The organism is Streptomyces sp. NBC_00012, from assembly GCF_045040875.1.
Taxonomy (GTDB): domain Bacteria; phylum Actinomycetota; class Actinomycetes; order Streptomycetales; family Streptomycetaceae; genus Streptomyces.
Map to the genome: position 1 here is coordinate 6745959 of NZ_CP108309.1, position 13181 is coordinate 6759139.

The window sequence follows — 13181 nt, forward strand, 5'->3', positions numbered from 1 at the left end:
CACACAACGCACCGCGGCCGGACACGCGTCATGCGTGTCCGGCCGCGGTGCGTTGTGTGCCCGGGATCAGCCGGTGACCTCGATGGCGGCGAGGTTCTTCTTGCCCCGGCGCAGCACCAGCCAGCGCCCGTGCAGCAGTTCCTCGTCGGCCGGCGCGCTCTCGCCGTCCGAGACCTTGACGTTGTTCACGTACGCACCGCCCTCCTTCACCGTCCGGCGGGCACCCGACTTGCTCGGCGCCAGGCCGACCTCCACCAGAAGGTCCACCAGCGGGCCGAGCTCGGTGACCTGTGCGTGTGGCACCTCGGACAGCGCGGCGCTCAGCGTCGCCTCGTCCAGCTCGCCGAGCTCACCCTGGCCGAAGAGCGCCTTCGACGCCGCGATGACCGCCGTGCACTGATCGGCACCGTGCACCAGCGTCGTCAGCTCCTCGGCCAGCGTGCGCTGCGCCGTCCGGGCCTGCGGGCGCTCCTCGGTGACCTTCTCCAGCTCCTCCAGCTCCGCGGGGCTGAGGAAGCTGAGGACGCGCATGTACCGGGAGATGTCCCGGTCGTCCACGTTCAGCCAGAACTGGTAGAACGCGTACGGCGTCGTCATCGTAGGGTCGAGCCAGACGGCCCCGCTCTCGGACTTGCCGAACTTGGTCCCGTCCGCCTTCGTCATCAGCGGCGTCGCCAGCGCGTGCACCTCGGCGCCCGGCTCCAGACGGTGGATCAGGTCGAGACCCGCGGTGAGGTTGCCCCACTGGTCGCTGCCGCCCTGTTGGAGGGTGCAACCGTAGCGCCGGTACAGCTCCAGGTAGTCCATGCTCTGGAGCAGCTGGTAGCTGAACTCGGTGTAGCTGATGCCCTCGTCGGACTCCAGCCGCCGGGCGATGGACTCCTTGGTCAGCATCTTGTTGACGCGGAAGTGCTTGCCGATGTCCCGGAGGAACTCGATCGCGGACATGCCCGAGGTCCAGTCCAGGTTGTTCACCATGACCGCCGCGTTCTCGCCCTCGAACGACAGGAACGGCTCGATCTGGGACCGCAGCCGCGTCACCCAGCCGGCGATCGTCTCCGGATCGTTCAGCGTGCGCTCCGCGGTCGGCCGCGGGTCACCGATCTGACCGGTGGCCCCGCCCACCAGGGCGAGCGGCCGCAGACCGGCCTGCTGGAGCCGGCGCATGGTGAGCACCTGCACCAGGTGGCCGACGTGCAGACTGGCCGCGGTGGGGTCGTAGCCGCAATAGAAGGTGACGGGACCGTCCGCGAGAGCCTTGCGCAGTGCGTCCTCGTCAGTGGACTGGGCGAACAGCCCGCGCCACTTCAGCTCGTCGACGATGTCCGTCACGGTTCCGGTGCTCCTCGTGATGTTCAGGGGTAATGGTTTCCCGCTCAGTCTAGGCGGGTCAGACGCCCGGGCTCACCGAGCTCATGTTGAAGTCGGGGATCCGCAGCGCGGGCATCGCGGCCCGGGTGAACCAGTCGCCCCACTCGCGCGGCAGCGTCTTCTCCGTACGGCCCGCCTCCGTGGCCCGCGACAGCAGGTCCACCGGCGACTCGTTGAACCGGAAGTTGTTCACCTCGCCGACGACCTCGCCGTCCTCGACGAGATACACCCCGTCGCGGGTCAGCCCGGTCAGCAACAGGGTGGCCGGATCGACCTCGCGGATGTACCACATGCAGGTCAGCAGCAGCCCGCGCCCGGTCGTCGCGGCCACCATCTCCTCCAGGGACCGCTCACCGCCGGCCTCCAGCACCAGGTTGTCGACGGCCGGCGCGACCGGCTGCCCGGTCAGCCCCGCCGTGTGCCGGGTGGTCGTCAGGTGCTCCAGCCTGCCGTCCCGGATCCAGTCGGTCGGGGTCAGCGGCAGGCCGTTGTCGAAGACGGAGGCGCTGTCCCCGGAGGCGTGGGCGATCACGAACGGAGCCGATTCCAGGCCCGGTGCGTTCGGGTCGCTGAGGAGCGTCAGCGGCAGCCCGGAGAGCTGCTCGCCGATCCTCGTCCCGCCGCCCGGCCTGGAGAACACCGTCCGGCCCTCCGCGGCGTCCCGCGCGGCCGACGACCACAGCTGATAGATCAGCAGGTCGGCGACGGCGGCCGGCGGCAGCAGCGTCTCGTACCGCCCGGCGGGCAGCTCGATACGGCGCTGTGCCCAGCGCAGCCGCCGCGCCAGTTCCGCGTCCAGCTCGGCCGGGTCCACATCCTTGAAGTCGCGCGTCGAGCGGCCGGCCCAGGACGAACGGGTGCGGTCGGGGGACTTGGCGTTGAGCTCCAGCGTGCCGGTCGGCTGGTCGTGGCGCAGCCGCAGCCCCGTCGACGTCCCGAGGTAGGTCGAGGTCAGCTCATGGTTGGCGAAGCCGTACAGCTCACGGCCGCCGGAGCGGGCGCGGGCGAAGGCGTCGCCGAGCGCCGGGGCGAACTCCGCGAAGACGTCCGAGCCCGTCTCGGCCGGTGCGTCCGTGAAGTCGGGCGACACGGGCACCCCGGCGACCAGCGGCTGCGCGTCCTCCGCCGGACCGGCCCCGCGTGCCGCGGCCTCGGCGGCCCGCACCAGCGGCTCCAGGTCGTCGGCGGTGACCGCGGACCGCGACACCACACCGGACGCGGTGCCCTGCGCGCCGTCGACGGTCGCGATGACGGTCAGGGTCCGTCCCCGCGTCACCCCGTTCGTCGTGAGCGCGTTGCCGGCCCAGCGCAGATTCGCGGACGACTCCTCGTCGGCGATGACCACGCAGCCGTCGGCGGTGGACAGTTCGAGCGCCCGCTCGACGATCTCGTGCGGCTTGCTGACGCGGCTCATCGTCCGGCCTCCTGCGTCGTGTTGAGGATGTTCACGCCCCGGAAGAGGGCGGAGGGGCAGCCGTGCGAGACGGCCGCGACCTGGCCCGGCTGGGCCTTGCCGCAGTTGAAGGCGCCGCCCAGGACGTACGTCTGCGGGCCGCCGACCTTCTCCATCGAGCCCCAGAAGTCCGTCGTTGTTGCCTGGTACGCGACATCGCGCAACTGCCCGGCCAGCCTGCCGTTCTCGATCCGGAAGAACCGCTGGCCGGTGAACTGGAAGTTGTAGCGCTGCATGTCGATCGACCAGGACCGGTCGCCGACCACATAGATACCGCGCTCCACCCCGCCGATCAGATCCTCCGTGGACAGCCCGCCCGGGTCCGGCCGCAGCGACACATTGGCCATCCGCTGGACGGGGACATGGCCCGGCGAGTCCGCGTACGCGCAGCCGTTGGAACGGCCCAGCCCGGTCAGCTTCGCGATCCGCCGGTCCAGCTGGTACCCGACCAGCGTCCCGTCCTTGACCAGGTCCCAGGACTGCGCCTCGACGCCCTCGTCGTCGTACCCGATGGTCGCGAGCCCGTGCTCGGCGGTGCGGTCACCGGTCACATTCATCACGGGGGAGCCGTACGTCAGCTTCCCCAGCTGGTCGAAGGTGGCGAACGAGGTCCCGGCGTACGCCGCCTCGTACCCCAGCGCCCGGTCCAGTTCGGTGGCGTGGCCGATCGACTCGTGGATGGTCAGCCAGAGGTTGGACGGGTCGACGACCAGGTCGTACGTCCCCGCCTCGACGCTCGGCGCCCGCATCTTCTCGGCCAGCAGCCCGGGGATCCGCGCCAGCTCGTCGTCCCAGTCCCAGCCGGTCCCGGTCAGGTACTCCCAGCCGCGGCCCACCGGCGGGGCGATCGTCCGCATCGAGTCGAACTCACCGGTCGTGCCGTCCACGGCGACCGCGGTGAGCTGCGGATGCAGCCGCACCCGCTGCTGGGTGGTGACGGTGCCCGCCGTGTCCGCGTAGAACTTGTTCTCGTGGACGGTCATGAGTGAGGCGTCCACATGCGCGACACCCTCGGCACCCAGGAGCCGGCTGCTCCATTCGGCGAGCAGCCCCGTCTTCTCCTGGCCCGGCACCTCGAACGGATCGGTGTCGTACGCCGAGACCCAGGTCCGCTCGCCGTGCACCGGCTCGTCCGCCAGCTCGACCCTCTCGTCCGAGCCGGCCGCCGCGATCACCTTCGCCGACAGCTTCGCCATGGCGACGGCCTGCGAGGCCACCTTCGCCGCGGCGTCCATCGTCAGGTCCACCCCGGAGGCGAACCCCCACGCCCCGCCGTGCACCACCCGCACCGCGTAGCCGAGATCGGTGGTGTCCGAGGAACCGGAGGGCCGGGCGTCCCGCAGCCGCCAGGACGCGCTGCGCACCCGCTCCAGACGGAAGTCCGCATGCATGGCGCCCAGCGCCCGCGCGCGGGCGAGCGCCGCGTCGGCGAGGGCCCGCAGCGGCAGGGCCAGGAACGACTGATCTACCTCGTGGGGCACAGGAGATTCCCTTCTCGATACACCACGGAAGTGAATCACGCCGGACGGTGACCGCACCGGTGATATCGGATGCCGTCTGCCGCGGCCCGGACGCGGCGCGGTCCGACGGACGACCTTCTGTAGGAACCCCACAGTGCCCGGGGGAAGGCGCTGTCAGGGGCCGATTGCTCGTGGAGCACCTGGTACCGATAGGTTTTCGACGTACCAGACCGCTAGGGAAAGGGTGATCCGTTGAGCCGCTCGGTTCTCGTCACCGGAGGAAACCGGGGCATCGGCCTCGCCATCGCCCGCGCTTTCGCCGACAACGGCGACAAGGTCGCGATCACCTACCGCTCCGGCGAGCCGCCCCAGGAACTCACCGAAGCGGGGTGCCTGGCGGTCCGTTGCGACATCACGGACGCCGAACAGGTGGAGCAGGCCTACAAGGAGATCGAGGAGAAGCACGGTCCCGTCGAGGTGCTGGTCGCCAACGCCGGTATCACCAAGGACCAGTTGCTGATGCGGATGTCCGAGGACGACTTCACGTCCGTCGTCGACACCAACCTCACCGGCACCTTCCGGGTCGTCAAGCGCGCCAACCGCGGCATGCTGCGCGCCAAGAAGGGCCGCGTCGTCCTCATCTCCTCCGTGGTCGGACTGCTCGGCTCGGCCGGGCAGGCGAACTACGCCGCGTCCAAGGCGGGTCTGGTCGGCTTCGCCCGGTCGCTGGCCCGTGAACTCGGCTCGCGGAACATCACTTTCAACGTCGTCGCGCCCGGTTTTGTCGACACCGACATGACACAGGTGCTCACCGAGGAGCAGCGCAAGGGCATCGTGTCCCAGGTGCCGCTCGGCCGCTACGCGCAGCCCGAGGAGATCGCCGCCGCGGTGCGCTTCCTCGCCTCCGACGACGCGTCGTACATCACTGGAGCCGTCATCCCCGTTGACGGCGGATTGGGCATGGGTCACTGATCACCATGAGCGGAATTCTCGACGGCAAGCGCATCCTCATCACAGGTGTGCTGATGGAGTCGTCCATCGCTTTCCATGCCGCGAAGGTGGCCCAGGAACAGGGCGCCGAAGTCATCCTGACCGCGTTCCCCCGGCCCACGCTGACCGAGCGCATCGCCAAGAAGCTGCCGAAGCCGGCCAAGGTCATCGAGCTGGACGTGACCAACACCGAGCACCTGGACCGGCTCGAAGGTCTGGTCCGGGACGAGCTCGGTTCGCTCGACGGCGTCGTCCACTCCATCGGCTTCGCGCCGCAGGACGCGCTCGGCGGCAACTTCCTCAACACCCCGTTCGAGTCCGTCGCCACCGCGATGCACGTCTCGGCGTTCTCGCTGAAGTCCCTCGCCATGGCCTGCAAGCCGCTGATGAACGACGGCGGCTCGGTCGTCGGCCTCACCTTCGACGCGCAGTTCGCCTGGCCGCAGTACGACTGGATGGGCCCGGCCAAGGCCGCGCTGGAGGCCACCTCCCGCTACCTCGCCCGCGACCTGGGCAAGGACGACATCCGCTGCAACCTGGTCTCCGCCGGACCGCTCAAGTCCATGGCTGCGAAGTCCATCCCGGGCTTCACCGAGCTCGCGGACGTGTGGAACACCCGCTCCCCGCTGTCCTGGGACATGACGGACCCGGAGCCGGCCGGCCGCGCCATCGTCGCGCTGCTCTCGGACTTCTTCCCGAAGACCACGGGCGAGATCATCCACGTCGACGGTGGCGTGCACATGATGGGTGCCTGACCCCGCAGGACAGGCTCCGACACAGCCGCGTACCGCCTCCGAGCAGGCAGTACGCGGCTGTGTCGCGTCCGGGCCCGGTTCCGGCCCGCTCAAGTCGAAAAGACGGTCGATCCGCCGCAGAATGTGGTGAACCGGACTTCGGGTCAGGCTACGGGGAGGAGGTCGCCGTGCGCGCCACACGCCGCCGGACCTGCGCCCTGCTGGCGGCCTCCATAGCCGTCGCCGGCCTCGCGGCCCCGGTGGGGATATCCGTGGCGGGGCGGATGGGAGCCGGGGCGTCCACCCCCGCCGCTCCCACCCCCGACCCCGCCGGATCCGAATGCCGTACGTCGGTCCGGGGCTCCCGGGTCGTCGCCTACTGCCACAACCCGTACCCCTCCACCGACCGCGTGCAGTTGCACACCGAATGCCGCCGCTGGTGGGACATAGACGCCGACGCCGCCCCCGTGGACGTGGGTCCCGGGCGGACCGTGCGGATCGACGACCGCTGCTGGAAGGAAGTCGGCTCCGCCTGGGTCACGCACCGGGTGCAGGGCACGGCCCACCGCCTGACCGGGACGGCGGGCCCCCAGGGCTAGACCGGCTAGACCCGGTCCACTGCCTGACCGGGACGGCAGCCCCCGAGGTCGCTAGACCCAATACCGTTCAGTTAAGTGCTTCTGGGTTATCGTGGGGGATGCCGCGTTCTGGTTGGGTGAAGCCGTCGTCTGATGTCCGGTTGTCGGATTTGGTGTCTGTGGGGTTGCTGACGCGGGTGTTTCCCGCGGATGTGGTTGACGCGGTGATCGAGGAGGCGGGGCGTACCGAGCGGCGTCACCGGTCGTTGCCCGCACGGGTGATGGCGTACTTCTCGATCGGGATGGCGCTGTATTCGGATGGCTCCTACGAGGATGTGTTCGCGCAGCTCACGGACGGGCTGTCGTGGGCGTCGGGGTGGTCGGAGTCGTTCACGCCGCCCTCGAAGTCGGCGATCTTCCAGGCCAGGTCTCGTCTGGGGTTCGAGCCGGTGCGGGATCTCTTCGCTCGGGTTGCGCGTCCGCTGGCGGGGCCTGGCACGCCGGGGTCGTGGCTGGCCGGGCGTCGCCTGGTGGCGATCGACGGGACGTGCCTGGATGTGGCAGACACGGCAGCCAACGCGGAGTTCTTCGGGCGGCCCGCTTCCAGCCGGGGGGAGCGGGCCGCGTTTCCGCAGGCCCGCCTGGTGGCATTGGCGGAATGCGGCACCCATGTGGTCTTCGACGCTGCCACCGGCCCGTGCAGCGTGTCGGAGATCGAGTTGTCCCGGCAGCTCGTCGGGCGGCTGGAGCCGGGCCAGCTGGTCCTGGCAGACCGGGGCTTCTACGGGTTCCGCCTCTGGCAGCAGGCCGCGGCCACGGGTGCGGATCTGCTCTGGCGAGTGAAGACGAACCTGCGGCCCCGGTATCTGGAAACCCTGGCCGATGGGTCCTGGCTGGCCCGGATCGTCCCGACGTCGGGCACGAACCGGGCCACGACGGAGCCGCTCACGGTCAGAGTGATCGACTACACGGTCGATGACGGCCGGGACAACGCCGAGGAGTACCGGCTGTTGACCACGATCCTCGACCCTGCCGAGGCCGGCGCCGAGGACCTCGCAGCCGCCTACGCCCAACGGTGGGAGATCGAGACCACCTTCGACGAGCTGAAAACCCACCAGCGCGGGCCCCGCGCGGTACTGCGCTCGAAAGCCCCCGACCTTGTCCAGCAAGAAATCTGGGGACACCTGTGCTGCCACTACGCCATCCGCACCCTGATGGCCGACACTGCCGCACTCTCCGGCCACGACCCCGACAGAGTTTCCTTCGTCAAAGCCCTCCGCATCGCTCGCCGTTCAGTCGCGCAGAGCGCATTTCCCCCTCCGGGCGCTGACGCAGCCGACGCGATCTGGCATCACGCCATCCGATGGCTCACCCAACACCTCAACCCAACACGCCGAAAACGCTCACACCCCCGAGTCGTCAAACGCAAAGTCCTGAAATGGGCCGCGAAACGCTCCCACCACACACACTGGCCCCAGCCCAAACACAGCCCCCACATCACCATCCAAGCCACTAACTGAACGGTATTGTCGCTAGACCCGGTCCACCGTCCGACCGGGACGCAGACTCCCCAGGTCACTAGACCCGGTCCACCAGACAGCTCAACGCATGGCTCGCGGCCTCGGCCGCCGCCGTCTCCCCGTCGCCCGCCCGGATCGCCTCGACCAGCCGGCCGTGGTCCATGTGGTTCTCCGGCCGCAGCTCATGACCGATGTCGCCCCGGAGATAGTCGCGCAGCAGATCGCCCAGGTCGGCGTAGAGGCCGGTCAGCACGTCGTTGTGCGAGGCGGCGACCACCGCCAGATGCAGCGTCGCGTCCGCCGCGACGAACGCCTCGGCGTCGCCCGAGGCCCAGGTCTCCTCCCGGCGCGCCATCAGCGCGTCCAGCTGCTTCAGATCCCGCTCGGTGCGCCGGGCGGCGGCCAGTCTCGCCGCCGACGACTCCAGGGTGGAACGCAGCTCGGCGACATGGTGCGGATCGGCGGAGGCGAAACGGCGGTGCATCACCCCGGCCAGTTCGCTGGTGGCGACGACATAGGTTCCCGAACCCTGCCGGATGTCGAGCAGCCCGTTGTGCGCGAGGGCGCGCACGGCCTCCCGGACGGTGTTGCGGGCCACCCCCAGCTGCTCCACCAGCTCGGGCTCGGTGGGAATGCGTGAACCCACGGGCCACTCGCCCGAGGTGATCTGATTCCTGAGCTGGGCGATCACCTGGTCGGCGAGGGCCGAACGCCGCGGAGACGTCAGCGTCATGGTGCTCCTTGGTCGGGTTGCTGGGGTGACGGAAGAGGGGGACGGGAGTGGCGGGGGATCGCTCCGCCTGCCGCGAATGGTCTCAGAGGAGCCCGGTCTCAGTACGGCTCCCGAAGGATTGGACAATCAATCATCCCATGATTCTATGATGGGCCTCATGCCCGACGACGAGACCCGGACCCTGACCTCCGCCACCACGGTGGACGCCCCCACGAAAACCCCGGCCGCACAGGCTCTGCAGGCCCCCCGGACGGCACCCGCCGCCGACGGGGCCTCTCCCTGGCTCCTCCGCCTGGTCGTCGTCGGGCTGGTCCTCACCGCGCTCAACCTCCGCCCCGCCATCACCAGCCTCGGCTCCCTCCTCGAAGAGGTACGCGACGGGCTGCACATGAGCGGCAGCGTCGCCGGTGTCCTGACCTCCGTACCGCCGCTCTGCTTCGCGATCTTCGGCATCATGGCGCCGCGCCTGGCCCGCCGCTTCGGCCCGGGAGCCGTCGTCTGCGCCGGCATGATCGCCATCACCGCCGGTCTGGTGATCCGGCCGCTCGTCGGAGGGACGGCCGGCTTCCTCGCCGCGAGCGCCCTCGCCCTCATGGGCATCGCCGTCAGCAACGTCCTGATGCCGGTGATCGTCAAGCGCTGGTTCCCGGACCGGGTCGGCTCCATGACCGGGCTCTACTCGATGGCCCTGGCCCTCGGCACCTCGCTCGCCGCCGCGGTGACCGTGCCCATGACCAGCGCGCTGGGCGGCAGCTGGCGGCTCGGGCTCGGGGTCTGGGCGGTGCTCGCCGCCGCCGCGATCCTGCCCTGGATCCCGCTGGTACGGGACCGGATCCGCGCCCCGGGACAGCAGGCCGCCCAGCAGTCGGGTGCCCCCGCCCTGAAGATCACCCGCAGCCGTACCGCCTGGGCCCTCGCCTGCTTCTTCGGGCTGCAGGCCACCGCCGCGTACATCACCATGGGCTGGATGCCGCAGATCTTCCGCGACGCCGGGGTCTCGGCCGGTACGGCGGGTGTGCTGCTCGCCGTGACCATGGCGATGGGCGTGCCGCTCGCCTTCGTCATCCCGGGTGTCGCCACCCGGATGAGGAACCAGGGCGCGATCGTCGTCTTCCTCGGCAGCTGCGGCCTCATCGGCTACGCGGGCCTCTACCTCGCACCGGCCGGCGGGGCCTGGGCCTGGGCGGTGCTCCTGGGCATCTCGAACTGCTCCTTCCCGCTCGCCCTGACCATGATCGGCATGCGCTCCCGCAGCGGCGCGGGAGTGGTCCGGCTGTCCGCGTTCGCGCAGTCCGTCGGCTATCTGATCTCGATCCCGGGACCGCTGCTGATCGGTGTGCTCTACCAGCACAGCGGCGGCTGGGAGCTGCCGATCACGCTGATGGCGGCCCTCATGGTGCCGCAGATGGCGGTCGGAATCCTGGCCGGGCGGGACCGGACCATCGAGGACGAATGCTGAAGTGCGAGACTGGCCCCATGTCTCCTGTGCTCGACCCGAATCCCCAGAACGGTCAGAAGAAGCTCCTCGTCGTGCTCGGCGCGATGCTGCTGATCACCGTGATCGTCGCAGTGATCGCCTCGATCGCGTCCCCGTGAGCCGCCCGGACGCCGGCCGTCGATGGTAGGGCTGGCACCACCATCCCCTAGGGGGCCAGGGTCAGGGTGGAGTGGGTGGGTCGCCGGATGGGTCCGGCCGTTCCGGATCCGTAGGTTTTCGGTATCGGTACCGATGACCCACGGAGGCGGACATGCCGGCCCGAACGCACACCCCGTCCACCCACCCGGCCACGGGCGTCGTCGAGGTCCGGTTGCCGTGGTGGGCCATCGCGCTGCCCGCGATCGCGTTCGCCGCGCTGCTGTTGCTGATCATGGGATCCGGCGAGGCGCACGCCGCGACCGCCGACCCGGCGATCAGCCGGTTGCTCGCGCGAATCATGGCCCTGGTGACCGGCTGACGTCGCCCGCGCACCCCGTGGAAGCCCGTCAACACCCTGCGCCGGGCGGCACATTTCATGCGAAGCTGAGGTGTATGAGCGTCGATACACCTCGCAGGATCGTCCTTCTCAGGCATGCAAAGGCGGAGTGGTCGCAGGACTCCGACCACGAGCGACCGCTCGCGGAGCGCGGCCGCAAGGATGCCCCCGTCGCGGGCCGCAAGCTCGTCGACTCCGGGATCGCCCTCGATCTGGCCCTCTGCTCCACCGCGGCCCGGACGCGCGAGACGTGGAAGCTGGCCGTCCACGAGATGCCGCAGCGCCCCAGGACCGTGTACGAGGACCGGCTGTACGAGGCGTCCCTCGGCGAGCTCATCGCGTTGATCAACGAGACCCCCGACGACGTGCACAACCTCCTGGTCATCGGCCACAACCCCGGCATGCACGCGGTCGCCGACGCCCTCTCGGAATCGTCCGAGGGCGACGCCCTGGCCCGGATGACCCGCGGTGGCTTCCCCACCGCCGCGTTCGCCGTCGTCGAGTTCACCGGCTCCTGGAAGGGCGTGGAGCACGGAGTGGGCAAGCTGGTCGAGTACTGGACGCCCAACGACTGACCGGCGACCGAACCAGTGGCAGCCCTTGGCGACCGACCCGACTGGCTGCCCCGATGACCGGCACGATGGCCGGCCCGATGATCGACCCGAGGGCGCCCCACGGCCGTCGCACGGCCGTCGTACGGAGCAGGGCCCCGGATGCGGAAAGCACCGGGGCCCTGCTCGGTACGTGCCACCGTGCCGGGAGCACCTACGTGCCACCGTGCCGGGAACGCCGGCGAACGCGTCAGTCGACGAGACCGTCGGCGGCCTCGACCTCCTCGCGGGTGATCCCGAGCAGATACAGCACGGTGTCCAGGAACGGCACGTTCACCGCGGTGTGTGCCGCCTCGCGGACCACCGGCTTGGCGTTGAAGGCCACCCCGAGCCCGGCGGTGTTCAGCATGTCCAGGTCGTTCGCACCGTCACCGATCGCGACGGTCTGCGCCAGCGGCACCCCGGCCTGCTCGGCGAAACTGCGCAGCAGCCGGGCCTTGCCCGCCCGGTCGACGATGTCGCCGACGACCCGTCCCGTGAGCTTTCCGTCGACCACTTCCAAGGTGTTGGCAGAGGCGAAGTCGAGCCCGAGCCGTTCCTTCAGATCGTCGGTGACCTGGGTGAACCCGCCCGAGACCACGCCCACTTGGTAGCCGAGCCGCTTCAGTGTACGGATCAGGGTGCGCGCGCCCGGTGTCAGCCGCACCTCGGCGCGTACCTTGTCCACCACCGACGCGTCGAGCCCGGCCAGCAGCGCCACCCGCGCGTGCAGCGACTGCTCGAAATCCAGCTCGCCGCGCATCGCCTGCTCGGTCACCTCGGCGACCTTGTCCTCGCAGCCCGCGTGGGCGGCGAAGAGCTCGATGACCTCGTCCTGGATGAGCGTCGAGTCGACGTCCATGACGACCAGCCGCTGCGCCCGGCGGCTCAGCCCGGCCGACACCACCGCGACATCGACACCGATGTCGGCGGACTCCGTCGCCAGCGCGGTCCGCAGCTCCTCGGTCGCGGTGCCTGACACCGCGAACTCGACTGCCGTGACCGGGTATTTCGCGAGCCGGAAGATACGGTCGATGTTGCCGCCGGTGGAAGTGATCGTGGCCGCTATGGCGGCGGTCGACTCCGCGGTCAGCGGGTGCCCGAGCACCGTCACGTGGGAACGCCCGTCACCACGCGGCCGGTTGTCGCCGATACCGGAGATGATCTCGGCCTGAAGCTTCAGCGAGTCGGCCCAGCTGTGCACGGTCGCCCGCAGATCGCCTTCGGTGGTGCCGCCCGCGGTCGGGGCGGTGACCAGTGCGCACAGGACGATGCGGCCACGGGTGACGACCTGCTCGATGTCGACGACATCGACCGAGTAGGCGGCGAGGGTGTCGAAGAGCCCGGCGGTGATACCCGGGCGGTCCTTCCCGAAGATCTTCACGAGAAGGGTGGGGGTGTCGGCGCCCCGACGGGACTCGGGGGGCTCAGTACGGGACTCGGGGGACTCAGGAGACGAGGGGGACCGAGGTGGCTGAGATGCGCTCATGGTGCTTCCACCGTATCGGTCCGCGCCGGGGCTCCGGAGCCCCGTCCCGAGGACCGGACAGCGCGTCGGACCCGTACCCCCGCCCGGCGCAGGCCCGAGGTGACGGACCGCGCGCGTCCGGATCCAGCCAGTTGCCGCGGCCGGGACGCGGCGGGCCGGGGGCGGTCGGGAAGTGGCGGGACCGGGGTGGTCGGGATGCCCCGATCATGGGTGATTCGTACGCACTCGGGTCGCTTGCCGCGCACTGCTCCCTTTGGCCGCACGCCGTTCCCCGTGTTCGTGTCGGCACC

12 protein-coding genes and 1 pseudogene are annotated in these 13181 nt (G+C 70.2%); 8 read left to right on the plus strand and 5 right to left on the minus strand.

Annotated elements, in window-relative coordinates:
* Positions 1 to 66: 66 nt before the first annotated feature.
* The 3 genes from tyrS to OHA19_RS30900 are packed head-to-tail and all read right to left on the minus strand — an operon-like array spanning position 67 to position 4305.
* Positions 67 to 1332 carry a tyrosine--tRNA ligase gene (tyrS, locus tag OHA19_RS30890; protein WP_405711329.1) on the minus strand — a complete coding sequence of 422 codons (1266 nt, stop codon included), beginning with the start codon at positions 1330 to 1332 and terminating at the stop codon, positions 67 to 69.
* Positions 1333 to 1390: 58 nt separating this feature from the next.
* A complete protein-coding gene (locus OHA19_RS30895; RefSeq protein ID WP_405711327.1) occupies positions 1391 to 2785 on the minus strand; it encodes a metallopeptidase TldD-related protein in 1395 nt (464 codons plus the stop codon).
* On the minus strand, positions 2782 to 4305 hold the full coding sequence (locus tag OHA19_RS30900; protein ID WP_405752330.1) for a TldD/PmbA family protein: 1524 nt from the start codon (positions 4303 to 4305) through the stop codon (positions 2782 to 2784). The genes OHA19_RS30895 and OHA19_RS30900 overlap by 4 nt, the downstream gene beginning before the upstream one ends.
* A gap of 231 nt (positions 4306 to 4536) precedes the next feature.
* On the opposite strand from OHA19_RS30900, the gene fabG reads away from it, so the two are divergent.
* The 4 genes and pseudogenes from fabG to OHA19_RS30920 form a co-directional block, all read left to right on the plus strand.
* A complete protein-coding gene (fabG, locus tag OHA19_RS30905; RefSeq protein ID WP_266736337.1) occupies positions 4537 to 5256 on the plus strand; it encodes a 3-oxoacyl-[acyl-carrier-protein] reductase in 720 nt (239 codons plus the stop codon).
* 5 nt (positions 5257 to 5261) lie between these two features.
* On the plus strand, positions 5262 to 6029 hold the full coding sequence (fabI, locus tag OHA19_RS30910; protein ID WP_405711323.1) for an enoyl-ACP reductase FabI: 768 nt from the start codon (positions 5262 to 5264) through the stop codon (positions 6027 to 6029).
* A gap of 167 nt (positions 6030 to 6196) precedes the next feature.
* Positions 6197 to 6607, plus strand: coding sequence for a hypothetical protein (locus OHA19_RS30915; protein WP_405711321.1), 411 nt, complete (start codon positions 6197 to 6199; stop codon positions 6605 to 6607).
* 98 nt (positions 6608 to 6705) lie between these two features.
* A pseudogene (locus OHA19_RS30920) lies at positions 6706 to 7905 on the plus strand (IS4 family transposase); the annotation flags it as partial.
* A gap of 259 nt (positions 7906 to 8164) precedes the next feature.
* Here OHA19_RS30920 and OHA19_RS30925 read toward each other — a convergent pair.
* Positions 8165 to 8839: a FadR/GntR family transcriptional regulator gene (locus OHA19_RS30925; RefSeq protein ID WP_405711319.1), complete on the minus strand. Its 675-nt coding sequence runs from the start codon at positions 8837 to 8839 to the stop codon at positions 8165 to 8167.
* 157 nt (positions 8840 to 8996) lie between these two features.
* Here OHA19_RS30925 and OHA19_RS30930 point away from each other — a divergent pair, with 157 nt between their 5' ends.
* The 4 genes from OHA19_RS30930 to OHA19_RS30945 all read left to right on the plus strand — a co-directional run bounded on the left by OHA19_RS30930 (position 8997) and on the right by OHA19_RS30945 (position 11387).
* Positions 8997 to 10298, plus strand: coding sequence for a CynX/NimT family MFS transporter (locus OHA19_RS30930; protein WP_405711317.1), 1302 nt, complete (start codon positions 8997 to 8999; stop codon positions 10296 to 10298).
* A gap of 26 nt (positions 10299 to 10324) precedes the next feature.
* Complete coding sequence (locus OHA19_RS30935) at positions 10325 to 10435, plus strand: SGM_5486 family transporter-associated protein (protein WP_093539771.1); 111 nt, start codon at positions 10325 to 10327, stop codon at positions 10433 to 10435.
* 152 nt (positions 10436 to 10587) lie between these two features.
* Positions 10588 to 10794 carry a hypothetical protein gene (locus OHA19_RS30940; protein WP_405711315.1) on the plus strand — a complete coding sequence of 69 codons (207 nt, stop codon included), beginning with the start codon at positions 10588 to 10590 and terminating at the stop codon, positions 10792 to 10794.
* 74 nt (positions 10795 to 10868) lie between these two features.
* Entirely contained in the window at positions 10869 to 11387 is a 519-nt protein-coding gene (locus tag OHA19_RS30945) for a histidine phosphatase family protein (protein WP_365464445.1), read from the plus strand.
* Between the two features lie 226 nt (positions 11388 to 11613).
* On the opposite strand, the gene serB is transcribed toward OHA19_RS30945, so the two are convergent.
* Positions 11614 to 12891, minus strand: coding sequence for a phosphoserine phosphatase SerB (serB, locus tag OHA19_RS30950; RefSeq protein ID WP_405711313.1), 1278 nt, complete (start codon positions 12889 to 12891; stop codon positions 11614 to 11616).
* Positions 12892 to 13181: the final 290 nt, after the last annotated feature.

Excerpts from the sequence above, each read along its gene's own strand:
- OHA19_RS30895 (WP_405711327.1), bottom strand. The coding sequence starts at position 2,785 with ATGAGCCGCGTCAGCAAGCCGCACGAGATCGTCGAGCGGGCGCTCGAA.
- OHA19_RS30925 (WP_405711319.1), bottom strand. The coding sequence starts at position 8,839 with ATGACGCTGACGTCTCCGCGGCGTTCGGCCCTCGCCGACCAGGTGATC.
- OHA19_RS30945 (WP_365464445.1), top strand. The coding sequence starts at position 10,869 with ATGAGCGTCGATACACCTCGCAGGATCGTCCTTCTCAGGCATGCAAAG.
- fabI (WP_405711323.1), top strand. The coding sequence starts at position 5,262 with ATGAGCGGAATTCTCGACGGCAAGCGCATCCTCATCACAGGTGTGCTG.
- OHA19_RS30940 (WP_405711315.1), top strand. The coding sequence starts at position 10,588 with ATGCCGGCCCGAACGCACACCCCGTCCACCCACCCGGCCACGGGCGTC.
- serB (WP_405711313.1), bottom strand. The coding sequence starts at position 12,891 with ATGAGCGCATCTCAGCCACCTCGGTCCCCCTCGTCTCCTGAGTCCCCC.
- OHA19_RS30930 (WP_405711317.1), top strand. The coding sequence starts at position 8,997 with ATGCCCGACGACGAGACCCGGACCCTGACCTCCGCCACCACGGTGGAC.